Source organism: uncultured Agrobacterium sp., assembly GCF_913777885.1.
Lineage (GTDB): Bacteria > Pseudomonadota > Alphaproteobacteria > Rhizobiales > Rhizobiaceae > Agrobacterium.
In genome coordinates this window covers 69071-92687 of the sequence record NZ_CAJYTV010000011.1, presented here as the reverse complement: position 1 = coordinate 92687, position 23617 = coordinate 69071, and the positions used below count along the sequence as shown (strand labels likewise).

The window sequence follows — 23617 nt, the reverse complement described above, 5'->3', positions numbered from 1 at the left end:
CCACCGACACTGGATAAATGATCATGACGACTGCACCCTACGGACAGCTTCCTGCCGAGACACTTGCCATGTCACAGGCAACACTGCTCTGCGACACGATCAGCACACTGGCGGAATCCCCTGTCTGGGATGAGAAGCGCCAGGTCCTGTTCTGGTGCGACATTCTCGGCAAGACGGTGCGATCGGCTGCGCTCACACATGGCCAGTATCGCGAATGGTCTTTCCCAAGCACGGTGTCTAGCCTCGGACTTTGCGACGATGGCGACCTCATCATCGCTTGCGGCATGGATATTGTTGTCCTCGATCCAGATAGCGGTGCCATCAGTCCGCTGTGCAGCATTCCTTCGCCGGAAGACGCTCCTTTCCGACTGAACGACGGACGCATCGGCCCTGATGGTGCCTTTTGGGTCGGCACCATGCACAATGTGCCGCTTGCGCAGATGGAGCCACGCGGCGAACTTTGGCGGGTGACGGCAAGTGGAGCAGAGCGCATGCAAACCGGCCTGACCTGCCCCAACGGCCTTGCCTTCTCTGAAGATGGTTCGGTGATGTGGCAGAGCGATTCCATTCAGCGGTGGATCCGGCGCCGCGTCTTCGACAAGAGCGGCGGCACCTTCGACGAGGGTGTACTGGTTGCGCAGATGACCGAGGAAACGGGCAGGCCCGATGGTGGCTGCCTCGATCGTTCTGGCATTTATTGGAGTTCGGGCGTGTCCGCTGGGCTTATCAATGCGTTTTCGCCCGACGGCACGCATCTCGGCGCGACTGCGGCGCCCGTCCCGCACCCGACCATGGGCTGCTTCGGTGGGCCCGATTTCAGCACTTTTTTCCTGACTTCGCACCGTCACAACATGTCTTACGAACGGCTGCAAAAGGCGCCATTATCCGGCGGCGTGTGGGTCATTCCGACAACCACGACCGGTTTTGCCGGGTTTCGTTTTCGTCGTTGATGCGCTGGAGGCTCACGCCTTTTTCTGCCAGCGGCCTTCCGGTGATTGCTGCCAGTAAGTAAGAGCGTGCCCCTCACCTTTCAGCTTCTTCCACTGTGCCCTCGCCGCCTCGAGTTGTCCGGCATCATAGCCATCGAACATGAAGACGATTCGCTCGTAAGGCTCAAGCGCTGGCGGCTCTGCGCCATCGACAAGAAACCGGACCGTTGCCTGATTGACGTTGCCTTCGCTTGAGGTGAGCAGCACCGGCTGATCGGACGAATTTGCGGCGGCATCGGTGGCGTGCGGCAGAAAGCTGTCGTCGCGAAATGTCCAGAGAAGTACGTCGAGCGCATCGCGCTTCTCATCGCTTCCCGTCTGGACCGCGACCTTCCAGCCGCGCTCCAGCGATTTCTCCAGAAGCGGCGGCAAAGCATCCTCCAGCTTGGATTCCGTCAGATGATAAAACAGGACTTCCGTCATCGGGACATTGCCGCCGTCATACGTCACCTCAGTCTTCGTAGTGGGCGCGGACCAACTCATCGAGAAGCCGCACGCCGTAACCGGATCCCCAGGACTGGTTGATCTCGGTCAAAGGCGAACCCATAGCTGTTCCGGCAATATCGAGATGTGCCCATGGGGTATCACCGACGAAGCGTTTGAGGAATTGTGCGGCTGTGACCGAACCGGCCAGCCGACCGGCGCTGTTCTTCATGTCAGCAAATTTCGAATCGATAATCTTGTCGTAATCCTTGCCGAGCGGCATGCGCCATAGTCTTTCCTGCGTGGTCTCACCGGCGCCGATCAGTTGACCGGCCAGTTCATCGTCATTGCTGAAGAGGCCCGCCTGAAGATTGCCCAGCGCCACCGTGATCGCACCGGTCAGTGTGGCAAGATTGATCATGAATTTCGGCTTGAAACGATCATTGGTGTACCAGAGCGCATCCGCCAGAACGAGACGGCCCTCGGCGTCGGTATTGATGATCTCGATTGTCTGGCCGGACATGGAAGTGACGATGTCGCCGGGGCGCTGCGCGTTGCCATCCGGCATATTTTCCACCAGCCCGATGACGCCGATGACATTGGCCTTGGCTTTGCGCGCAGCCAGCGTATGCATAAGGCCCGTCACCGCAGCCGCGCCACCCATATCGCCCTTCATGTCTTCCATACCGGCGCCGGGCTTCAGCGAAATCCCGCCGGTGTCGAAGACAACGCCCTTGCCGATAAAGGCAATCGGCTCATCCTTCTTGGAGCCGCCATTCCACTGCATGATGGCAAGCCGTGGCGGGCGAACCGAACCCTGCGCGACGCCCAAGAGAGCGCCCATGCCAAGTTTCTTCATTTCCTTTTCGCCAAGGATTTCAACCTCAACGCCGAGTTTCCTCAAGCTTTCAGCTTTCTCGGCAAACTCGACGGGCCCTAGCACATTCGGCGGCAGATTGACGAGATCGCGCGCCAGAATCACGCCGTCGGCAACAGCCTGAGCGGCGTCGAACGCCTTCTTCGCCTCTTCATGGGCAACCGTCACGATCGTCACATCGACCCGCTTCGGCTTCTTTTCCTCGTCGGAGGACTTCTTGGTCTTGTAAGTATCAAAGCTATAGGCACGCAGCAGAAGTCCAAGCGCGAAATCGGCAGCGGTCTTGCCTTTTACATCGAGGCCCGGAACATCGAGATAGACGACAACCTTTTCCGCCTTCTTGAAATTTGCAGCAGCGCTACCACCGGCTCTCAGCCAATCATGGGCTGTCAGCTTCGTTGCCTTGCCAAGACCGATGACGACGATGCGATCGGCTTCGGATCCCTGTGGTGCGAGCACGTCGAGAACGCTCATAGACTTTGCCGCAAAGCCCGATACCTTCGCGGCCTTTTCCAGCACGCCAGCAGGATCGACATGCGCTTGGCCTGCCGCCCCGTCTTCTCCGGACGCGCGAAGAAGAATGGCGGTGGCATTCTCACATGAGGCAGAAGCGGCGAAGGAAATATCGAAACTGGCGGACATCTTGATGCTCATCTTGCTGTTTTTTAAGGGGTGCGCGGATCATGAGCCTTTCCGCCCGTGACGCAACCCCGGCATGGCGCGTTGCAGTGTCAAATTTGTGGATGGAGAGCGGTGGCCTGGAACTGACGAAAAAGTTTTTCTCGCCCCTCTCCACAAAAAGCCACAGCGACAGGAAAAATGACGGTGCAGAAGAAATTTGTGGCGGGTGCGGAGTCGCCAAGCGTGATCCATACGATTACATAGGGCCAAATCCCTGCGAGGGGAAAAGAATGAAAAATGTGACCAGGGACTAAATGGCGCTTCTCGAACGCTACATATTGCGACGCACGACGCAGATGGTTCTCGTCGCGCTCATGCCTGTGCTGGCTATCATCTGGACGATCCAGGTTCTGCAAAGAATCAACCTCGTCACCGATAGCGGCCAGTCCATGGGCTCATTCATGACGCTTGCGACGATGCTGTTGCCGACGCTCATACCGGTCGTCTTGCCATTCGCGCTGGTCATCGGCGTGACGCAGACGCTGACGGCAATGAATACCGATTCCGAACTGGCGATCATCGATGCATCCGGCGCTCGTCGCACCATCATATACAAGCCCGTCCTCATTCTCGGTGCGGTGTTGAGTCTCGTCTCCTTCGGCATCACCAATTTCGCCGAACCGCCTGCTCGCGCCGCGGCGCGGCAAATGGTGGCGGAGGCCTATGCCGATCTGTTGTCTTCCGTCATCGAAGAAAAGACTTTCCGCACGATCCAGGATGGACTCTACGTGCAGATCGGCCAGCGTCAGGGCCGCATCTTGCGCGGTCTTTTCGTGGCTGACCGACGCGATCCGAATTACGACCTCATCTATTATGCAAAGGAAGGCATGATTGACGAAGGCGGTACATCGCTGACCATGCGCGACGGAGAGGTCCAGCAGAAGACACCAGACGGGAAGGTTTCCGTCGTCAAATTCCTGTCCTATGCCTTCGATCTATCAACCATGTCTGAGAAATCCGACAAGGAGCCGTCGCTTTCTGCCAGTGATGCCAGCCTCTCCTTCCTGCTCTCGCCCGATCAGGATCTGGACGGCTACAAAAAGAACCCCGGCACGTTCCGATCGGAATTGCACCGGCGTCTCGTCGACTGGATGTTTCCCTTTGTCTTTGCACTGATCTCGCTGGTCGTCGCGGGTGATGCGCGCTCCCATCGCGAGGCGCGACTGCACCCGATGGTGGTCGCGTTGGTGACCGCCTTCATGCTGCGCTGGCTTGGCTTCTATTTTACCAATCAGGTCAAGCAGAGCGCCGTTTTCATACCGCTTGTCTATGCCGTACCGGTGGTGAGCGGGCTTATTGCCGCCTATCTGCTCGCGACAGGCCGGAAACTTCATATGCCAGCCTTCATCCAGCACGCGAGCAGAATGCTTCAACGCCGTATCAGCCCTCCAAAGGCTAGCGGCAATGGAGGACAAGGCGCATGATCTTCGGAACGCTTGCCCGTTACTTTCTTCGCCGCTATGCCGTTACGACCTTCTGGTTTTTGCTCGGCGTCTCCTCGATCATTTTTCTGGCCGATTTCAGCGAAACGGCACGCCGCATGTCGGCTCTTCCCGGCTATTCCGTGCCTGCCGCGCTCGGCCTGACAGCGCTCAGGCTGCCTCTTATTCTGCAGCAGACCGTCCCATTTGTCGCACTTTTCGTCGGCATGACGACGCTGATTTCGCTCAATCGCCGTTACGAGCTGGTCGTGACTCGCGCAGCCGGTATCTCCGTCTGGCAGTTCATGCTCCCCTTTATTACCGGAGCGATCCTGCTCGGCATTCTGTCCATCACAGCGCTCAATCCTCTAGCGGCGTGGGGAGAAAGCAAATCGCTTTCGGTTGAAGCAGGATGGCGCAACGATGGCAGCGGGCCCCGCCAGCAACAGGTCATTCCCTGGTTGCGTCAAAGCAGCGGCGGCCAGGATACGATCATCGGCGCCAAGAGCTTCGAGGACAACGGCACGCTGTTGAAAGATGTGGTGCTCATTCACCTCGATAAGAGCGGCAATATCCTTTTCCGGCAGGACGCAAGCTCTGCGAAATTGGAAGATGGTTACTGGCTTCTTAACGACGTTTCAGAGATTCGACCGGGCCACGTGCCCACGCATCAGGCAACAGCGAGAATCAGTACCAATTTGAGACAGGAATTCGTTCAGGAGCGTTTGACGCAGCCGGAAACCGTTGCTTTCTTTGATCTTTCCAGAAAGATCGAAGTGGCAAAATCATTTGGCCTGTCATCGAAGGCGCTTGAGACCCAGTATCATTTCATGCTCTCGATGCCGTTTCTGCTCGTAGCGATGACCTTGATTGCAGCGACTGTTTCTCTAAAGTTCAGCCGTTTTGCACAGTCTCGTTCCGTGATTCTCGGTGGAATCCTTTCCGGCTTCGTGCTTTATGTGGTAACCGTGCTTGTAAGGGCATTCGGGAGTAGCGGCGTTGTTCCGCCCTTCGTTGCGGTCTGGATTCCAGTGATCGTAGCGTTGGCATTAGGGGCAACCATTCTGCTTCATCAGGAGGACGGCTAGTGGCGGTATTTGACCGCGGGAATATCAGACGGCTTGCGGCAGCCCTTCTGACAGGGGCTTCTGTGTGCGCATACGTTGCGACCGCATCCAGCGCTTTTGCTGATGACGGCGTGATGGTCGGCGACGCTCAAGACCAATCAAAACTCCTGCTAACAGCAAATGAACTCACCTATAATCGCGACGCTGAACAAGTGATCGCAACGGGTGGCGTGCGCATGAAATATTCGGGCTACCGCATGGTGGCCCAGCGTGTTGAATACAACCAGGGAACTGGTCGGGTGGTTGCTCGCGGCGATATCGAGTTGATCGAGCCGGGTGGAAACCGTATCTATGCCGACGAGCTGGATGTCACGGACAACTTCTCTCAAGGCTTCGTCAATGCCTTGCGTGTGGAAACGACTGACAATACCCGCATAGCAGGCGAAAGCGCCGAGCGCGTCAATGAGGATGTCATGATCCTCAACAACGGCGTCTATACGGCATGTCTTCCCTGCTCCGAACGACCGGACAAGCCGCCATTATGGCAGGTCAGAGCCGAGCGCGTGATCCAGGACGGCAAGAGCCAGACCGTGCGACTTGAGAAGGCGCGTTTTGAGCTGTTTGGCAAGCCGATCGCCTATCTTCCTTTCATCACGGTTCCCGATAACCGGGTAAAGCGCAAGTCGGGCTTTTTGTTCCCGCAAATGAGCATAACGGACAAGCTCGGCTTCGGGATTGGCGTTCCCTACTATCAGATCCTCGGCGATAGCGCCGATCTGACCGTCACGCCCACCTACTATACGGCCCAGGGCCTTCTGCTGCACGGCGAGCTGCGTCAGCGTTTCGAAATGGGAACGCACACGCTCACATTTGCCGGCATCGATCAGAAGGACCCCTCCCGCTTCGATGCAGGAACCAGCGACTCGCTGAACGACCGTCGTGGCATGGTAGCCAGCAAGGGTGACTTCAAGATCAATCCTCGCTGGTCCTTCGGCTGGGATGTCATGGTGCAATCGGACAATAACTTCGCACGCACCTACGACCTCAAAGGCTACAAGAGCGAAACGCAGACCAACAAGCTTTACCTCTCCGGTCTCGGTGACCGTAACAGCTTCGATGCCAATGCCTACTACTTCAACGTTCAGGACAAGGACGACTTCGAAGCCGAGGAACGCCGACAGGCAATGGTTCACCCGGCCATCGACTATCGCTACTTCGTACCGGACCCGGTTTACGGCGGCGAGCTTTCGCTGACGACCAATCTGACGAGCCTGACAAGGCGTGATCAGGATGCCTATTTGCTTGGAACATCCAACCGATTCCCAGGCCTAGAGGGAACCTATACGCGGCTATCTACCGAAGCGGAGTGGAAGAGGACCTATACGTTTGACAGCGGCGTCCAGTTGACACCGCTTGCAGCGCTTCGGGGAGACATCTTCTCCACCGACATGAGCACACAGGGTTTTGCTTATAACAGCATGATCAATGACGATGCGGCGTTCCGCGGCATGGCCACATTCGGCCTGGAGGCGCGCTACCCGATCCTGTTCACTGCTCAGAACAGCAACCATGTCATCGAGCCGATTGCACAATTGTTCGTGCGTCCGGACGAGCAATATGCGGGCCAGCTTCCGAACGAGGATTCTCAGGCCTTCGTTTTTGACGCGACCAATCTCTTTGAACGCGACAAGTTCACCGGCTTTGACCGGATCGAAGGCGGCACACGCGCCAATCTCGGTTTCCGCTACAACGGTACCTTCAATAACGGCTATGGCATTCGTGCGATTGTGGGTCAGTCGTACCACCTGGCGGGCGAAAATTCTTTCGCATCCACGGATCTGGTCAATGTCGGCGCCGACTCCGGACTTGAGTCTGATCGATCCGACTACGTGACTATGGCAGCAATCGATGCACCGATCGGCCTGTCCTTCTCCAACAGCCTGCGTCTCGACAAGGATAATTTCGAGATCAACCGCATGGAGAATAGTGTTCACTACGCGGACAACCGTTTCACCGGGAAGGTCAGCTACACGCAGGTCAAGGCACAGCCGAATTATGGCTATGATCGTGATCGTGACATCATCCAGACCTCCGGCAAGCTTCGTCTCAATGACAACTGGGCGCTGTTCGGGGCGATCAACTACGATCTGAATAATAAGTTCTCCAGCGAACGTCGTATCGGTGTTCTGTATCAGGACGAATGCACCATCTTTACCGTCAGCTATTCCGATGAAGGCAATCTGAGCACGGTACGTGAAGCGGCAAACGACTGGTCGATCAATGCCCGCATCGCCTTCCGTACGCTCGGCGATATCAGCGTCGGCTCCGCCGCAGAGGATTGGAGCAAGGCAGACATTGGCTGGCAACCGAACACTTACTGATTGACTGCTGGAAATTATCGAGATGCGGCGGGATTTTCCCGCCGTTTTCGTTTGATGGGCGAAACATCAGTCGTGTGCAGAGATAAGCAAAGATTATGCGTGTGAGAGCGCCTGCTGGACCATGGGATTGACGATTTCTCGGTAAAACGGGTCACGCTCGCTCAGCCAGGGCTTTCGTCACGCTTTTGCCGCAGATATCGACGATCTCGTATCGGCGAACGATTGCCGTAGCAATCATTCCAGTGATATACACGGGCACGTTCATATTTAGGTTCGCAGCGTAAGGACAGACAACGCCGCAAGGTACGGCTGTAACCTTCATGCAGCGGGAGTTTCAAGAGCACTGTCTGGGCACTCGTCCCACGTCATGCCGAGAGGGAGAGAACAGGATGAACTTCGGAAAGAAGGCGATGCGTGGCGTCGCGTTTGCCTTTGCGATCTTCGCAGTTCCCATGATTGTCGCACCACAGGCAAATCGTGCTTTTGCCGATAGCGCGGTTAAGATCGTCGTCAACAAGACACCAATCACCTCCGACGACATAGCGCGCCGCGTCGCTTTCCTGAAACTACAGCGCCAATCCGGCAATCTCAATGACAAAGCGCGTGAGCAGTTGATCGATGAGGCGCTGAAGCGCGACGAGATCGCCCGCGTCAAGGCGTCTGTCAGCACTGCGGATGTGGATGCAGCTTTCGCGCGCTTTGCTGCCACGAACAAGATGACGAAAGACCAATTGACCAAAGTATTGGCCCAGGCAGGCGTTGGCGCTGACCACTTCAAGTCGTTTATCGCCATCCAGATGAGCTGGCCGCGCCTTGTAAACGCGCGATATGGCGGCAAGAACCGCATGTCGACTCAAGATTTCGTCACGAGGCTCAAGGAACGCGGGCAAAAGCCCGTCACGACGGAGTATTTCCTTCAACAGGTTATCTTCGTGGTGCCGCAGTCGAAGAAGTCCATCGTTGGCAAGCGCAAGAGCGAAGCGGAAGCATCTCGCAAGCGTTACCCCGGCTGCGAACAGGCAAAGACTTTCGCAGCGACGATGCTGGATGTGTCGATCAAGGATCTCGGTCGTATTCTTGAACCGGAACTGCCGGCAGAATGGAAAGACATGGTCATCAAGGCGCCTGTGGGCGGCACCACCGGCACCCTCGTGACCGACAAGGGCGTGGAATATCTCGCGGTCTGCAAGAAGCAACAAGTGTCCGACGATTATGCAGCGGAAATCGTTTTCCGGGCCGAGGACCTGACCAAGGCCGAGAAGGGTGAAAACCCGAATGAAAAGAAGTATCTGGATGAGCTTCGCAGCAAGGCGCAGATTACCAGAACGTGAGTGAAGTGCGGCGCTCCTTACTGTTGCGCCCCTCTATTGACATAGATGCTACCGTCGGCAGGATCTCCCTGCCGGTTACGGCATAACAGGTGAAAGCTCCAACGCATTGTCTTCGCTCAAGCTGCCTCTTGCTCTTACCCAAGGCGACCCCGCTGGAATCGGTCCCGATATCGCACTCGCAGCCTGGGCGAAGCGCGCGGAATTTGACGTTCCACCGTTCCTGTTCATCGGCGATCCAGAGGTCCTGACGAGCAGAGCGAATATACTCGGCATGCCCGTCAGCGTGGTGACGTGCGAAGCAGAAGAGGCGTTCTCTGCCTTTTCGTCCGCCCTTCCCGTTCTTGCCGTTCCCGTCGGCTTTGACGTTCAGGCTGGACAGCCGCATGTAGGGGCTGCCCATTCGACCGTAAAAGCCATCGAGATCGCAGTTTCACTCACGATGGAGAACAAGACTGCGGCCGTCGTTACAAATCCCATCGCCAAATCCGTCCTTTACGAAGCCGGGTTCGGGTTTCCAGGCCACACGGAATTTCTTGCCGATCTGGCATTGAAGCATACAGGCCAGGCAGCAAGGCCGGTCATGATGATTGCTGGCCCAAAGCTGCGGGTCGTGCCTGTGACCATTCATATTCCACTCAAGGATGTCGCGTCGGCTTTGACCCAAGACTTGATCATCGACACCTGCCGCATCGTTGCCAACGATCTGAAGAGCAAGTTCGGTATGGATGCTCCGCGGCTGGCGGTGGCCGGGCTTAATCCTCATGCGGGAGAGGACGGCGCTATCGGCCTGGAAGATCGCGACATCATCCATCCGGCGACCATGCGACTGCGCAAGGATGGTATCGATGCATTCGGCCCGCTGCCCGCCGATACGATGTTCCATGATGCAGCGCGCAAGCGTTACGATGTCGCCATCTGCATGTACCACGATCAAGGTCTAATACCGGCAAAAGCGCTCGGCTTCGATGATTCGGTCAATGTCACGCTCGGCCTGCCCTTCATCCGGACTTCACCCGACCACGGCACAGCCTTCGGCATTGCTGGACAGGGTATAGCCAGTCCGTCCAGTCTCATCGCAGCGCTGACGATGGCGGCACAGATCGCCGAGCGACAGGCCTCGTGATGGCAGCCATCGATGGTCTTCCGCCTCTGCGCGACGTCATCCAGCGCCATGGTCTCGACGCGAAAAAATCGCTGGGCCAGAACTTCCTCTTCGACCTTAATCTTACCCAGAAGATCGCGCGCACCGCGGGCCCGCTCGACGGCGTGACTGTTTTCGAGGTTGGTCCAGGGCCTGGCGGCTTGACGCGGGCCATCCTTTCTCTTGGAGCGAAAAAGGTGATCGCAGTCGAACGCGACAGCCGTTGCCTGCCAGCGCTTGCGGAGATCGCAGATCATTATCCAGGGAGGCTTGAGGTCATCGAGGGCGATGCTCTCAAGACTGATTTCGAGACGCTGGTTCCCAAGGGCGAACCGATCCGTATTATCGCCAACCTTCCCTATAATGTTGGCACGCAGCTTCTGGTGAACTGGCTTTTGCCGAAAGAATGGCCACCATTCTGGCTGTCCATGACGCTGATGTTCCAGAAGGAAGTCGGGCAGAGGATCGTTGCCGAGGAAGGCGATAATCACTACGGTCGCCTGGGCGTGCTCGCCGGATGGCGCACAGTGCCGGAAATGGCATTTGACGTGCCACCGCAAGCCTTCAGCCCGCCGCCCAAAGTCACCTCGACTGTCGTGCATCTGTTGCCGAAGACAAAGCCGTTGCCTTGCGATGTGGAGAAACTTGAGAAGGTCACGGAAGCCGCCTTCGGCCAGCGAAGAAAGATGCTGCGTCAGAGTGTGAAGAGCATCGGTGGAGAAGCGCTGCTTGAAAAGGCTGGCATTGACCCCACACGACGCGCCGAAACGCTTTCAGTAGAAGAGTTCGTACGATTGGCAAACAGCTTGTAATCCTTGCTGAGCGACAACTTGATCGACATCCATCTCGCGTCGAGTCGCGCCGAGAAGGACGCCCTGAACAACGCCGGTTTTTAAACACAGGTGCGATCACTCTTCAGGCACCATGCACTGTGTCATCCAGCAGACAAGCCAGACACTGGTCCTGGCCCATTCCTCGAATCGACCAATTATCGCCAGCCAAACCGGCTTGCCTGGATTGCGGTTCTGCGGGAGGACCAATCTGGATGCCTTGGCTGTCCGCCAGAAGACATCGAGAGTGCCTGAGCCTCTACGGCTGTCCTGTCATGCCGCGTCCAGCCACGCACGATGGGCCCTACGCTTAGAACCATGCACTCACGTGGAAAGCTGCACAGCAGTCGCCTTTGGGCGAAAGACGCCACCGACGACAAACCTTAGGATAAAGAGCTGGCGACATGCGCCTTTGATGATTAAAGCTGCGGCTCTTCTTCGAGCAGGCTTCTGACAAAATCGAACATGCCGTGGCGTCGGTCGCGGCGGACACGTTCGGCCTTCACGATGGCTTCAACCGCCGAGAACGCCGCCTGGAGGTCATCGTTGAGGATGACATAGTCATAATCGCGCCAGTGCTCGATTTCGGCGCGCGAGTTGGCAAGGCGTGTGCGGATGACTTCTTCGGTGTCTTCGGCACGCCGATGCAAGCGCGATTGCAGTTCGGTCATCGTTGGCGGCAGGATGAAGATCGAAACGACGTCCGCTTTCATCTTGTCCTGAAGCTGTTCGGCGCCCTGCCAGTCGATATCGAACAGCATGTCGCGACCTTCAGACATTGCCTGTTCCACGGGCGCACGCGGCGTCCCATAGAAATTGCCATGCACCTCAGCCCATTCCAGAAGCTGATCGCTGTCGCGCAGTCCCTCGAATTCGCGCTTGGTGATGAAGTGATAGTGAATGCCTTCGATTTCGCTTTGCCTGCGCTGGCGCGTGGTGACGCTCACAGAAAGGCTGATATTCTTATCCCTCTCCAGCAGGTTTCGAGCAATAGTGGATTTGCCTGCGCCGGATGGCGAGGACATGACCAGCATCAGACCCCTGCGGGCGATATGGACGGGAGAGCTATTCGCTGGCACCATAGAGCCTACTCCAGATTTTGAACCTGTTCGCGGAACTGATCGATCACGACCTTCAATTCGATACCAGCAGCGGTTACAGCACTGGCATTGGATTTGGAACAGATCGTATTCGACTCGCGGTTAAATTCCTGTGCAAGAAAATCGAGCTTGCGTCCGACCGGCCCGCCTGTGGCAAGAAGTTCCCTCGCGGCAGAAACATGTGAGGTCAGCCGGTCGATCTCTTCACGCAGATCGGCTTTGGTCGCAAGCAATGCGGCTTCCGCATAAAGACGCTCGCGATCCAGTCCGCTTGTGCCGTCACCGATCAGGGCGATCTGGGCTTCCAGCCTTGCGCGAACATGCTCCGGCTGGCGGGACGGATCAGCATTGATGATCGACGTCAGTTGTTCGATCCGGTCGATATGGGTCGACAGAAGCGCATAAAGAGATGTCCCCTCGCGCTCACGCATGGATCTCAGGGCCGCAACGGCAGCCGAGAAGCCAGCAACGATATCGGCATTGCGCGCGCTCTGAACCTCTTCTGTTTCCACCGGCTCGCGAAACTCCACTAGACCGCGCACCGACAGCAACGTGTCGAAGCTGATCGGCGCATCGCTGATCGCACTGCCCAATTCCTGCTTAAGGGCAAGGACCGCATCCAGTGCATCACGGTTGACAACAGCCTCAAGCTTGGTTTCGGAGGCTGACAGCGAAAGGCCCGCTTGAATGTTACCTCGAGACAGGGTTTGCGATGCGATGTCGCGAAACGCCGTTTCCAGTGCCTCCATGCCTGACGGCAGACGCAGACGCAGATCCAGTCCCTTGCCGTTTACGGAGCGTAACTCCCATGCCCAGCGGTACCGCCCGGAGGTCCCTTCGCTGCGCGCGAAACCCGTCATGGATTGCAATGTCATGCGATTGTCCCCCAGAAGCTCTATGCGGTCACGCAAAGCGCGACCGCAACAAAGCCAGTCTCATCAATTGGCAGGTTTTTCTGCTTGATTGCCGCCGGGTTGACCATCGACAACCGTATCGGACGCGGTCCCATTTGCGGCCTTTTCAGCCTCGATCTTGCGCCAGCGACGCACATTGCTGTTGTGCTCGTCCAGCGTCTTTGCAAAGACGTGCCCACCCGTGCCATCGGCAACGAAGTAGAGATCATCTGTCCGCCATGGGTTGGCAGTCGCCTCAAGCGCCGCACGGCCAGGATTTGCAATCGGATGAGGCGGCAGACCGCGGATGATGTAGGTATTGAAGGGCGTTTCTTTCTGAAGATCCGATTGATAAATCGGCCTATCGGACGGTTTACCCTCGCCACCGAACAGACCGTAGATGATGGTCGGATCGGATTGCAGTCGCATGTTCTTCTTCATCCGATTGTAGAACACCGAAGCGACATGACCGCGCTCATCATCCTTGCCGGTCTCCTTTTCAACGATGGAGGCAAGCGTGACGAATTCCTCGATCGTCTTCAGTGGAAGGTTCGGATCGCGGCGCTCCCAGAGCATCTCCACGAGCTTGGTCTGAGCTGCGCGCATCTGGCGAACGATTTCGTCACGCTTGGTACCGCGGGTAAAGGGATAAGTATCAGGACGCAGACTGCCCTCGGGCGGCAGTTCGCTCGGCAAGTCACCCTCCAGAACCGGATCGGTAGCAAGCCGCGCAAACATCTGCTTGACCGTCAGGCCTTCCGGGAAGGAGACGGTATAGAGAATAGACTTGCCCGATTCTAGCAGAGACAGAATATCCTTCATCGAGGCATGTGCCTTGATTTCATATTCGCCGGGCTTCGGTGTCTGGCCGGCGGCCATGTAGCGATCTGCCATGAGGCGGAAGATGCGGCCGTTGGAAATCGCTTCGCTACGCTCCAGCGTGTTGGCAATTTCCGCAAGACCGGCGCCGTTGCGCACCGTGATCGTGGTGTTGGTCTGCAACGGGCCCGGCTCGTGGAACGCATGGATCATGTAATAAAAGCCAGCGACACCCACGACCGTGACGGCAACGATCAGTGTCATCAGAAAATTCAGGAAGATCACCGCCTGGCTGTGGGCCTTGCGCGAACGCTTTGGCGGCTCAGGAACTTTTTCAGGTCTCAAAGCCTCGGTCGGCGATTTTGGAATGATCGGTCCACCCTTGCTCTCATAGGAGCTGTCGCGATCATAGGGTGGCAGATTGTTCTCTCTATTATCGCTCACCGGCGGTCCTTTTCAGTTCGGCATTACAACGGCTTATTTGAGCAGGCAATGCGGCAAAAACAGGTTCGGCAGGCTATTCTGCACTCTCTCAGGCTGGAGGGATCGAACACATCTTCGTGGACGAAGACAGGATACTCCAAGGATCCAGTTCTTTAAAAAGAATGCTTGCGCATCTTCATTTCTAAAGGACTGGTCGATCAGTCATCCCGGATCACGACCGGGAATGCTGACAGCGTTCTGATCGATTCTTGGAAGGGCGGCAAGGGGCCGCTCCTTCCTGAATTGGGTTGGGTTATCCCAACCTCAGCCTTCGTAGCGGCGCAGTACAAGAGACGCGTTGGTCCCACCGAAACCGAAGGAATTCGACAGCGCCACATTGACGTCGCGCTTGCGCGCCTTGTGCGGCACGAGATCGATCTCAGTCTCGACGTCAGGATTATCGAGATTGAGTGTCGGCGGGACAATGTTGTCACGGATGGCCAGCGTGGCGAAGATCGCTTCGATCGCGCCTGCTGCTCCAAGAAGATGTCCTGTCGCCGACTTGGTGGACGACATGGAAATCTTTGAGGCAGAGTCCCCCACCAGTCGCTCGACGGCACCGAGTTCGATCGTGTCTGCCATGGTGGAGGTGCCATGGGCGTTGATATAGTCGATATCTGCAGGCGTCAGCCCTGCACGCTTCAGCGCCATGGACATGCAGCGATAGGCACCTTCGCCATCCTCGGACGGAGCCGTGATGTGGAAGGCGTCGCCGGAAAGACCATAGCCGACGACTTCGGCATAGATCTTCGCGCCACGGGCCTTGGCATGTTCCAGCTCTTCCAGAACGACGATGCCCGCACCTTCACCCATGACGAAACCATCGCGGTCACGGTCATAGGGGCGCGAAGCCTTCTGTGGATCATCATTATGCTGGGTGGACAGCGCTTTGCAGGCAGCAAAACCGGCAAGCGCGATACGGCAAACCGGCGACTCCGCACCTCCTGCGACCATCACGTCGGCGTCGCCGAGCGCAATCAGACGGGCTGCGTCACCAATGGCGTGCGCGCCGGTGGAGCAGGCGGTAACGACCGCATGGTTTGGGCCACGAAGCTTATGCTTGATGGAGACCTGGCCGGAGACAAGATTGATCAGCCGACCGGGAATAAAAAATGGTGAAACGCGGCGCGGACCTTTATCGCGAAGGGTATAGCCAGCCTCGACGATACCTTCCAGACCGCCGATACCGGAGCCGATCAGCACGCCGGTCATGATCTGCTCTTCGTCCGTCTGCGGATGCCAGTTGGCGTCGTTCAGCGCCATGTCGGCGGCGGCGATACCGTAAATGATGAACGGATCGACCTTGCGCTGTTCCTTCTGTTCCATCCAGTCGTCAGGATTGAAAGTGCCATCGGTACCATCCCCAACAGGAATCCGGCAGGCGATTTTTGCCGGTAGATCGTCAACTTCGAATTCCGTGACGAGGCGAGCGCCATTCTGACCGGCCAAAAGCCGCTCCCAGGTCACTTCCGTTCCACAACCAAGGGGAGATACCATGCCGGTACCTGTGATAACGACACGTCTCAACGTCAACTTTGCGCCCTCATAATCCGATCATTCGAGCATTTCCGGCCAAAGCATGTTGGCTTTTTGCATACGGAAATACATCACAACAAAGAGTTAGAGCAGTGTGGGTGAACCCTTGTTCACCGAAATTGCTCCAGGTGTCTGGCTCAGCGTCATTCACGCCTCATCCAGCCGAAAACGGCCGCATGATAAAATATTGGCCCGGACAGGCCGGGCCACATCGGGAAGGCATCGCGGCCTTCCCTAGATCCATTCAATGATTAGGCCTGAGCCTTTTCGATGAACTTGACAGCGTCGCCAACAGTCAGGATCGAGTCAGCTGCGTCGTCTGGAATCTCAACGCCGAATTCTTCTTCGAACGCCATAACCAGTTCAACGGTGTCGAGCGAGTCAGCGCCCAGGTCGTCGATGAAGCTTGCGCCTTCAACGACTTTGTCGGCGTCAACGCCAAGATGATCAACTACAATTTTCTTTACGCGTTCTGCGATATCGCTCATGTCGGTTTCCTCGACCTTTACTTTGAAAGGAATGCCCCTTCAGGCACCCTGCCCTGTTAAAACCCCCAAGCGCCTTTCAAGGCAGGCACCGTGGGCAAACCCGTTCAACCCGGCCAAGCTAACATCGTCGCAAGAAATCGCAACGGCTGCCTGTCACTCCGGGACGACTGTTCACAGTCTTCGCCCGCTTAACACGGTTTCCAGCGGGAAAAAAGCCTTAAAATAACGCTAACACACGCGCTCTACAGGCAATTTTCTTGTTTCCACTCATCAAAAGCCAGGCTGTGAAAGCGCCATCTTGAAAAGGCGGTAGGCGCTTTCACCTGTTGTCTCTTCCCATCATGCCGCCCGAAGTTACCCGCGGATTAACGGCATGGTGCATTAGATCATCGCCATACCGCCGTTCACGTGCAGCGTTTGTCCGGTCATGTATCCGGCCTCGTTGGAGGCGAGATAGAGCACGGCAGATGCGATTTCTGCGCCCGTTCCCATGCGCTTCATAGGGATCGCTCCCATGATCGCTTCTTTCTGCTTGTCATTCAGCTTGCCGGTCATCGCGCTTTCGATGAAGCCTGGCGCCACGCAATTGACGGTGACGTTGCGTGTGGCGATTTCCTGGGCGAGCGACTTGGAGAAACCGATCATGCCGGCCTTCGAAGCGCAATAATTCGCCTGACCGGGATTTCCGGTGACACCGACGATGGAGGTGATGTTGATGATGCGACCGAAACGACGGCGCATCATAGGATGGGTCAGCTCACGAGTAAGCCGGAACATTGCGGTCAAATTGACCTCGATAACATTGTCCCAGTCCTCGTCGCTCATGCGAACGAAGAGCCCGTCCTTGGTGATGCCGGCATTATTGACGAGAATATCGACGCCTTCGAGTTCGGCTTCCGCCTTCTCCCCGAGCGCCTTGACCTCTGCGCGATCGGCCAGATTGGCCGGGAAGATCTTCACGCGTTCGCCGAGCTCGGACGCAAGTGCCTCAAGCTTTTCGACACGGGTGCCGTGGAGACCGACGATTGCGCCCTGCGCATGAAGAAGACGGGCGATTTCTTCGCCGATGCCGCCGGTCGCGCCGGTGATGAGAGCCTTGCGGCCAGTCAGATCAAACATTCTGTTCGTCCTTTGTTGTATCTTGTAAACTCAGCCGAGAAGCGTCTGCAGTGCGGCATCGATATCCGCAGGCGTGTTGACGGCAACGCCGGTCACCGTCTTGTCGATGCGGCGGGCGAGCCCAGTCAAAACCTTGCCCGAGCCGATTTCATAAAGCGTGGTCACGTCATTTGCGGCAAACCACTCGACCGTCTCGCGCCAGCGAACCTGCCCGGTCACCTGCTCAACTAGGAGCGATGCAATCTCATCGGCATCGGAGACTGGGGCAGCCCGGACGTTAGCAACCACCGGCACGACCGGATTGTTCTTCTTGACCGAGGCCAGTGCCTCACGCATCGCTTCGGCGGCGGGCGCCATCAAGGCTGAATGAAATGGTGCTGACACCGGCAACATAATCGCGCGCTTGGCGCCCTTTTCCGAAGCCAGGGCCGCCGCCTTTTCCACTGGTGCCTTCGCGCCGGAAATCACCAGCTGTCCGCCACCATTGTCGTTGGCGATCTGGCAGATGCCACCGTTCGCAGCTTCGCGGCAAATGGCTTCCACATCGCCATGCTCAAGACCGATGATGGCTGCCATGGCACCCTCACCGACCGGAACTGCAGCTTGCATGGCATTGCCGCGGATGCGCAGGAGACGGGCGGTATCGGCAAGCGAGAAAGTGCCGGCAGCACAAAGCGCTGAATATTCGCCAAGCGAATGGCCCGCGACATACGATACTTTTTCCGCCAGATCCAAGCCGCGCGCTTCCAGCGCGCGCATCACGGCGACGGATACGGCCATCAACGCCGGCTGGGCATTGGCGGTCAACGTCAGCGTCTCTTCCGGACCGTTCCACATGATGTCGGACAGCTTCTGTCCCAGTGCTTCGTCTACTTCATCGAAAACCGCGCGGGCTTCCGCGAAGTTCTCTGCCAGATCCTTGCCCATGCCGACGGCCTGGCTGCCCTGACCCGGAAATGTGAATGCGATAGCCATGGAATGCGGTCCTTCTTTTTTGGCCTGTTTTTGGGCCTTCACTTCCATTCTGGCGCTTTCCATTCACAGTTCGGCCCGCAAAGTCAAGACTTTGCGCTGTTTGACGGCCGCTTGCGCCTTGTTTGACCGCCCTCTTCCACAGAGATTGAAGTGCAATATTTTTTCTTGCACTGCGGCAATTCCGCATTACTTTCTGCCAACCTTCCAAGCAAAACGAGACATTTCCATGAAACAGAACACGTTGGGACGCACGGGCATTTCCGTGTCGGAAATCTGCCTTGGCACGATGACATGGGGTACGCAGAATACCGAGTCCGAAGCCCATGAGCAGATGGACTACGCACTCGATAACGGCGTGAACTTTTTTGATACCGCGGAGCTCTACCCGACGACGCCGGTCTCTGCCGAAACACAAGGGCGCACGGAAGACTATATCGGAACCTGGTTCCAGAAGAGCGGCAAGCGTAGCGAGGTGGTCCTGGCCACCAAGGTTGCGGGTTCTGGTCGTGATTACATTCGCGGCGGGCGCGATATCGACGCGGCAGCCATTCGTGAAGCGGTCGACACCAGCCTCACGCGTCTGAAGACCGATTACATCGATCTCTACCAGATCCATTGGCCGAACCGTGGCACTTACCATTTCCGCGGCGCGTGGAGCTTCGATGCCTCCAAGCAGAACAAAGAAAAGACCCTCGAAGAGTTCAACGAGAAGCTCGAGACACTCAGTGAACTGGTGAAGGCCGGAAAAATTCGCGCCATCGGACTTTCCAACGAAAGTGCTTGGGGTACGCAGAAATACATCGATATCGCCGAGGCCAAGGGGCTGCCACGCGTCGCCTCGATTCAGAACGAGTATAATCTTCTCTATCGCAGCTTCGATCTCGATCTTGCGGAAGTAGCGCATCACGAGGATGTGGGCCTGCTTGCCTATTCGCCGCTTGCAGGTGGAATCCTGACCGGCAAGTACCAGAACGGTGCGCGCCCGGAAGGATCGCGCGGGTCGATCAATCACGATATCGGCGGACGGCTGCAGCCTTTGCAGGAGGCTCCGGTCAAGGCCTATCTGGAACTGGCGTACGAGCTCGGCATCGATCCCGCGCAGCTCGCCATTGCCTTTTGCCTTACCCGCCCCTTCATGGCGTCCGTCATCATCGGTGCGACGACTATGGAGCAGTTGAAGACAGATATCGCCGCAGCGGAGGTCACCTTGTCCGATGAAACGCTCAAAAGCATTGCGGACCTCCACCGGCAATACCCAATGCCGATCTAATCGAAGCCCGTTCACCAGGCTTTTTGGAGCGGCGCGCTTGCATTCGCAGCGAAATTCAGTATAAGCGCGCTGTTCACAACACCCGGTCTTATGGCTGGTGGCTGAACGGAGGGCTGGTTTCGATTTCGAAACAGCAGGAACCATAAGGTTTTTCCGGCCTCCCGTGTCTCCGCTCTCGACCGTCTCGAACAACGCTTTTCTTGCCTCCGGTTTTCCGATCAAGAGCAGTCGTTGAGGCTTAGCGCCGTTGCCGGGTGATGAATGAAACGCAAGAAAGGCAAAGCTTAAATGGCTCTTTACGAACACATCTTCCTTGCCCGGCAGGATATCACTGCCCAGCAGGTCGACGCACTTGTCGAACAGTACAAGGGCGTTATCGAATCGTTCGGCGGCAAAGTCGGACGCATCGAGAACTGGGGTCTGAAGTCCCTCACCTACCGCATCAAGAAGAACCGCAAGGCTCACTACGCTCTGATGGACATCGACGCTCCGGCGGCTGCCATCCACGAAGTCGAGCGCCAGATGCGCATCAACGAAGACGTTCTTCGTTACATGACCATCGCTGTGGAAGCCCACGAAGAAGGCCCGTCTGCCATGTTGCAGAAGCGTGACCGCGACGACCGTCCGCGTGGCGACCGTCCCGATCGTGGCCCCCGTGAAGGTGGCTTTGGCGACCGTCCGCGTGGCGACCGCGAAGACCGTCCGCGCCGTCCGCGCGAAGACCGTGCATAAGGAGAAACAATAATGGCTGACGCATCCTCTTCCCAGGCACGCCGCCCGTTCCATCGCCGTCGCAAGACGTGCCCCTTCTCCGGCGCAAATGCTCCGAAGATCGACTACAAGGACGTTCGTCTCCTGCAGCGCTACATTTCCGAGCGCGGCAAGATCGTTCCTTCGCGCATCACTGCCGTTTCCCAGAAGAAGCAGCGCGAACTCGCTCAGGCGATCAAGCGTGCACGCTTCCTCGGCTTGCTGCCTTACGTCGTAGCGTAATTTAAAGTTTCGAGGTCGCGCCTTGCGCGGCCTCGTTCTTTCCTGCTCTGCCCGTATGGCATTTCAGGAACTCTCAATTCCTTCCGCGTCGGGCGCGGATCGACAAAGACCAAATCCCATGTTGGGGACGACGTTCAGATGAACGGTCCTCTAACTGCTGAAAACAAGCAGGACAGCGACGTTGAGACAGTTGAACCAGACAGTGCTGATCACCGGCATTCTTGCCGGCATATGCGCCGCGTTTCTGACGCTTGGCGCAACGGCACAATCGTCGATGTCGTTCCTGCTTTATGCCGCGTCTGCCATGCCGGTTCTCGTCGCCGGCCTGGGCTGGGGCAATGCTGCCGCCATCGTTGCCATCGTTTCAGCTGCCTTTCTCGGCGCACTTGCGGTTTCCCCGCTCTTTGCGGTGACGATTTCAATCTTTACGCTTATCCCAGCTGGCTGGCTCTCTCATCTTGCCAATCTCGCACGGCCTGCAACCGAAATCGGCGGGCCGAAAGACCTGATGGCTTGGTATCCGCTGTCCGGCATCGTGCTGCATCTTTGCGGCCTGATCACGGTATCCGTCGTCGTCCTCGGCGTCATGATCGGCTATGGCCCGGATCTCGTCTCCCAAATCGTCGATCTGATGATGGCGTCCGTGCAGGCCAGCGAAGCTTCTTTCAAGCCAGACCCGACAGCGCTTGCGCAGACGAAGTCGCTTCTGGTTTTGATGCTGCCGATGATCCAGGGCGGTCTGTGGGTGATGCTCTTGTTTGCAGCCTACTATTTTGCAAGCCGCATGGTCCGCTCCTTCGGCAAGGGCCTACGCCCACGCGAAGATATCGCAGCGGCGCTTCGTATGCATCGCAATGCGATCTTCATTTTTCTCGCAGGCATCGTCCTCACCTTTTTTGGCGGCGTTCCCGCCATGATCGGTGCGGTTGTCTGCGGCACGTTCGGTGCGGGATTCATCATAGCGGGCTACGCTTCGCTGCATCACCGTTCCAAGGGTAAGGATTGGCGCCTGCCGGTTCTCGTCCTCGCATACCTATCAGCGGTCTTCATGTTTCCGCTGTTCTTCATACTCCTCCTGGGATTGAGCGACGTGCGCAGCACGATTTCACTCACTCCTGCGCGGAACTCCGATCAAACTAACGAAACCAACTCCAATTGAGAAAGGATCAAGAAGATGCAAGTCATTCTTCTCGAGCGCATCGCAAAGCTTGGCCAGATGGGCGAAACCGTAAAGGTTCGCGATGGCTACGCACGTAACTTCCTGCTGCCGCAGGGCAAGGCGCTGCGCGCCAACGCTGCCAACAAGGCACGTTTCGAAAACGAGCGCGCAACGCTCGAAGCCCGTAACCTCGAGCGTAAGTCCGAAGCCCAGAAGGTTGCCGACGCACTTGAAGGCAAGAGCTTCATCGTTGTTCGCTCCGCTGGCGAAACCGGTCAGCTCTACGGTTCTGTTGCTGCCCGTGACGTCGTCGAGATCCTCGGCGCGGAAGGCTTCAACGTTGGCCGTAACCAGGTCGAACTCAACACGCCGATCAAGACCATCGGTCTGCACAACGTCACGCTTCACCTGCACTCGGAAGTCGAGCTTCAGGTTGAACTGAACGTTGCCCGTTCGGCTGAAGAAGCTGAGCGTCAGGCCAAGGGTGAAAGCCTCACCTCCGCTGACGCCATCTACGGCGTTGACGAAGACGCACTGCGTCCGGAAGACTTCTTCGATCCGGAAGCTGACCGCGACGGCGACGACGACTAATTTCTGCGAGCGTTTTAAGGCTCGAACACAAAACCCCGGATGGTGACAGCCGGGGTTTTTGTTTGGGTTTTGTATTATTCGCTAGAGGCCTTCGCCTCGGCCATTCCTGCGATCGGCCGGCGTGTCGGCAACGTCATTGCAATCACCCCCGTGAGAATACAGACGAGACCTATCATCGTGCTCGCGTACAGTTGCTCGCCCAGGAATATAACACCGATCGCTACGCCCACGGGTACGCGCACATAGGCCTGGGCCGTCGTTCCGAGCGACCCGAGAGTGCGAACGAGGCGGAAGTATATCGTGAAAGCGAGTGCAGTGGAAAACATCGAGAGCCCGATGAGTGCGGTAATCGAACGCGCTGAGGGCACTAGCTCCCACGGGCGGTCAACCACCAGACTGATGGGTATGAGAATCACGGCTCCGCAGATCAAAGAAGCAGCAGCCGGGATCATAGAATCAACACCCTTGAAGTTCTTCCCGAAGATCGCCGCGCCCGCATAAAAAGCCGTGGCTAGAATGACTGCCACCTGCGCCAACACGACATCGCCGAAACCATTCAGCGCCTGAACGCCAATCATGACAACCGTTCCAACGAGCCCGATCATCACACCAAACAGCTTTCTGCCATTGACCATCTCATGACGGGTAATGATCGCGGTTAGCAGAAATGTGAAAACAGGCGTCAGCGAATTGAGAATAACTGCCAATCCGGCATCGATGTGATGTTCTGCCCAGGCAATCAGCGTGAATGGCAGAACGCTGTTCAGCACCGCCTGGATGGCGAACATCTTCCAAAGTGCTGGATCCCTTGGAAGCCGCAAGCCTCGCCAGAACATGACGACGGTGAGGATGCTACCGGCAATCGCGGTGCGCGCTGCAATCAGCGTCAGAGGAGGGATCGTCTCAATGCCGATCTTGATGAAGGTGTAGGAGCTGCCCCACAGGCATCCCAGCAAAACCAGCAGGGCAAGTTCGGGCAGCAATTTTTTATCGACCATTCTATCAGTCTCTCCATCAAAGCGATCCTTTTTTATAGAACTGCGCCGCGAG

The 23617-nt window shown here is 57.1% G+C and carries 22 protein-coding genes; 12 read left to right on the top strand and 10 right to left on the bottom strand.

Annotated features, from left to right (window positions below; translation table 11 throughout):
* The first annotated feature begins 23 nt into the window (after nucleotides 1–23).
* On the top strand, nucleotides 24–950 hold the full coding sequence (locus QZ869_RS08935; RefSeq protein WP_296104103.1) for an SMP-30/gluconolactonase/LRE family protein: 927 nt from the start codon (nucleotides 24–26) through the stop codon (nucleotides 948–950).
* Between the two features lie 12 nt (nucleotides 951–962).
* Here QZ869_RS08935 and QZ869_RS08930 read toward each other — a convergent pair whose 3' ends face one another.
* Nucleotides 963–1412: a DNA polymerase III subunit chi gene (locus QZ869_RS08930; RefSeq protein ID WP_296019578.1), complete on the bottom strand. Its 450-nt coding sequence runs from the start codon at nucleotides 1410–1412 to the stop codon at nucleotides 963–965.
* Between the two features lie 28 nt (nucleotides 1413–1440).
* A complete protein-coding gene (locus QZ869_RS08925; protein WP_296104099.1) occupies nucleotides 1441–2931 on the bottom strand; it encodes a leucyl aminopeptidase in 1491 nt (496 codons plus the stop codon).
* A gap of 293 nt (nucleotides 2932–3224) precedes the next feature.
* Between QZ869_RS08925 and lptF the strand changes: the two genes are divergently transcribed.
* From lptF to rsmA, 6 genes are all read left to right on the top strand, one after another.
* Nucleotides 3225–4394 (top strand): LPS export ABC transporter permease LptF, encoded by a 1170-nt coding sequence (gene lptF, locus QZ869_RS08920; protein WP_296104096.1) that lies wholly within the window; start codon nucleotides 3225–3227, stop codon nucleotides 4392–4394.
* Nucleotides 4391–5479 (top strand): LPS export ABC transporter permease LptG, encoded by a 1089-nt coding sequence (gene lptG / locus QZ869_RS08915; RefSeq protein WP_296019367.1) that lies wholly within the window; start codon nucleotides 4391–4393, stop codon nucleotides 5477–5479. Before lptF ends, lptG begins: the two co-directional genes overlap by 4 nt.
* Nucleotides 5479–7839 (top strand): LPS-assembly protein LptD, encoded by a 2361-nt coding sequence (locus QZ869_RS08910; RefSeq protein ID WP_296040029.1) that lies wholly within the window; start codon nucleotides 5479–5481, stop codon nucleotides 7837–7839. Before lptG ends, QZ869_RS08910 begins: the two co-directional genes overlap by 1 nt.
* Nucleotides 7840–8249: 410 nt before the next feature.
* Nucleotides 8250–9170 (top strand): peptidylprolyl isomerase, encoded by a 921-nt coding sequence (locus QZ869_RS08905; protein ID WP_296040075.1) that lies wholly within the window; start codon nucleotides 8250–8252, stop codon nucleotides 9168–9170.
* 106 nt (nucleotides 9171–9276) lie between these two features.
* Entirely contained in the window at nucleotides 9277–10293 is a 1017-nt protein-coding gene (pdxA, locus tag QZ869_RS08900; protein WP_296104094.1) for a 4-hydroxythreonine-4-phosphate dehydrogenase PdxA, read from the top strand.
* A complete protein-coding gene (gene rsmA / locus QZ869_RS08895; protein WP_296104092.1) occupies nucleotides 10293–11123 on the top strand; it encodes a 16S rRNA (adenine(1518)-N(6)/adenine(1519)-N(6))-dimethyltransferase RsmA in 831 nt (276 codons plus the stop codon). The genes pdxA and rsmA overlap by 1 nt, the downstream gene beginning before the upstream one ends.
* 437 nt (nucleotides 11124–11560) lie before the next feature.
* Here rsmA and gmk read toward each other — a convergent pair whose 3' ends face one another.
* The 7 genes from gmk to fabD all read right to left on the bottom strand — a co-directional run bounded on the left by gmk (nucleotide 11561) and on the right by fabD (nucleotide 18554).
* The gene (gene gmk / locus QZ869_RS08890; RefSeq protein ID WP_296104089.1) at nucleotides 11561–12223 is read right to left on the bottom strand and encodes a guanylate kinase; all 663 of its coding nucleotides are present in this window, start codon (nucleotides 12221–12223) and stop codon (nucleotides 11561–11563) included.
* Nucleotides 12224–12228: 5 nt separating this feature from the next.
* Nucleotides 12229–13116 (bottom strand): YicC/YloC family endoribonuclease, encoded by an 888-nt coding sequence (locus QZ869_RS08885; RefSeq protein WP_296019380.1) that lies wholly within the window; start codon nucleotides 13114–13116, stop codon nucleotides 12229–12231.
* 63 nt (nucleotides 13117–13179) lie between these two features.
* Nucleotides 13180–14397, bottom strand: a complete 1218-nt coding sequence (gene mltG / locus QZ869_RS08880) for an endolytic transglycosylase MltG (protein ID WP_296040022.1) — start codon at nucleotides 14395–14397, stop codon at nucleotides 13180–13182.
* Between the two features lie 303 nt (nucleotides 14398–14700).
* The gene (fabF, locus tag QZ869_RS08875) at nucleotides 14701–15963 is read right to left on the bottom strand and encodes a beta-ketoacyl-ACP synthase II (RefSeq protein WP_296040073.1); all 1263 of its coding nucleotides are present in this window, start codon (nucleotides 15961–15963) and stop codon (nucleotides 14701–14703) included.
* 260 nt (nucleotides 15964–16223) lie between these two features.
* Nucleotides 16224–16460, bottom strand: a complete 237-nt coding sequence (locus QZ869_RS08870) for an acyl carrier protein (protein ID WP_027675866.1) — start codon at nucleotides 16458–16460, stop codon at nucleotides 16224–16226.
* Between the two features lie 381 nt (nucleotides 16461–16841).
* Nucleotides 16842–17579 carry a 3-oxoacyl-[acyl-carrier-protein] reductase gene (fabG, locus tag QZ869_RS08865; protein ID WP_296100946.1) on the bottom strand — a complete coding sequence of 246 codons (738 nt, stop codon included), beginning with the start codon at nucleotides 17577–17579 and terminating at the stop codon, nucleotides 16842–16844.
* 30 nt (nucleotides 17580–17609) lie between these two features.
* A complete protein-coding gene (fabD, locus tag QZ869_RS08860) occupies nucleotides 17610–18554 on the bottom strand; it encodes an ACP S-malonyltransferase (RefSeq protein WP_296104086.1) in 945 nt (314 codons plus the stop codon).
* Between the two features lie 226 nt (nucleotides 18555–18780).
* On the opposite strand from fabD, the gene QZ869_RS08855 reads away from it, so the two are divergent.
* From QZ869_RS08855 to rplI, 5 genes are all read left to right on the top strand, one after another.
* Nucleotides 18781–19824, top strand: a complete 1044-nt coding sequence (locus QZ869_RS08855; RefSeq protein ID WP_296104083.1) for an aldo/keto reductase — start codon at nucleotides 18781–18783, stop codon at nucleotides 19822–19824.
* Nucleotides 19825–20112: 288 nt separating this feature from the next.
* Nucleotides 20113–20556, top strand: a complete 444-nt coding sequence (gene rpsF, locus QZ869_RS08850; protein WP_296019404.1) for a 30S ribosomal protein S6 — start codon at nucleotides 20113–20115, stop codon at nucleotides 20554–20556.
* A gap of 12 nt (nucleotides 20557–20568) precedes the next feature.
* On the top strand, nucleotides 20569–20817 hold the full coding sequence (gene rpsR / locus QZ869_RS08845; protein WP_003502063.1) for a 30S ribosomal protein S18: 249 nt from the start codon (nucleotides 20569–20571) through the stop codon (nucleotides 20815–20817).
* Nucleotides 20818–20998: 181 nt separating this feature from the next.
* A complete protein-coding gene (locus QZ869_RS08840; RefSeq protein WP_296104080.1) occupies nucleotides 20999–21976 on the top strand; it encodes a DUF2232 domain-containing protein in 978 nt (325 codons plus the stop codon).
* 15 nt (nucleotides 21977–21991) lie between these two features.
* Nucleotides 21992–22567, top strand: coding sequence for a 50S ribosomal protein L9 (gene rplI, locus QZ869_RS08835; RefSeq protein WP_296019410.1), 576 nt, complete (start codon nucleotides 21992–21994; stop codon nucleotides 22565–22567).
* 74 nt (nucleotides 22568–22641) lie between these two features.
* Here the strand turns inward: rplI and QZ869_RS08830 are convergent, their stop codons facing one another.
* Nucleotides 22642–23565 carry an EamA family transporter gene (locus QZ869_RS08830; protein WP_296104077.1) on the bottom strand — a complete coding sequence of 308 codons (924 nt, stop codon included), beginning with the start codon at nucleotides 23563–23565 and terminating at the stop codon, nucleotides 22642–22644.
* Nucleotides 23566–23617: the final 52 nt, after the last annotated feature.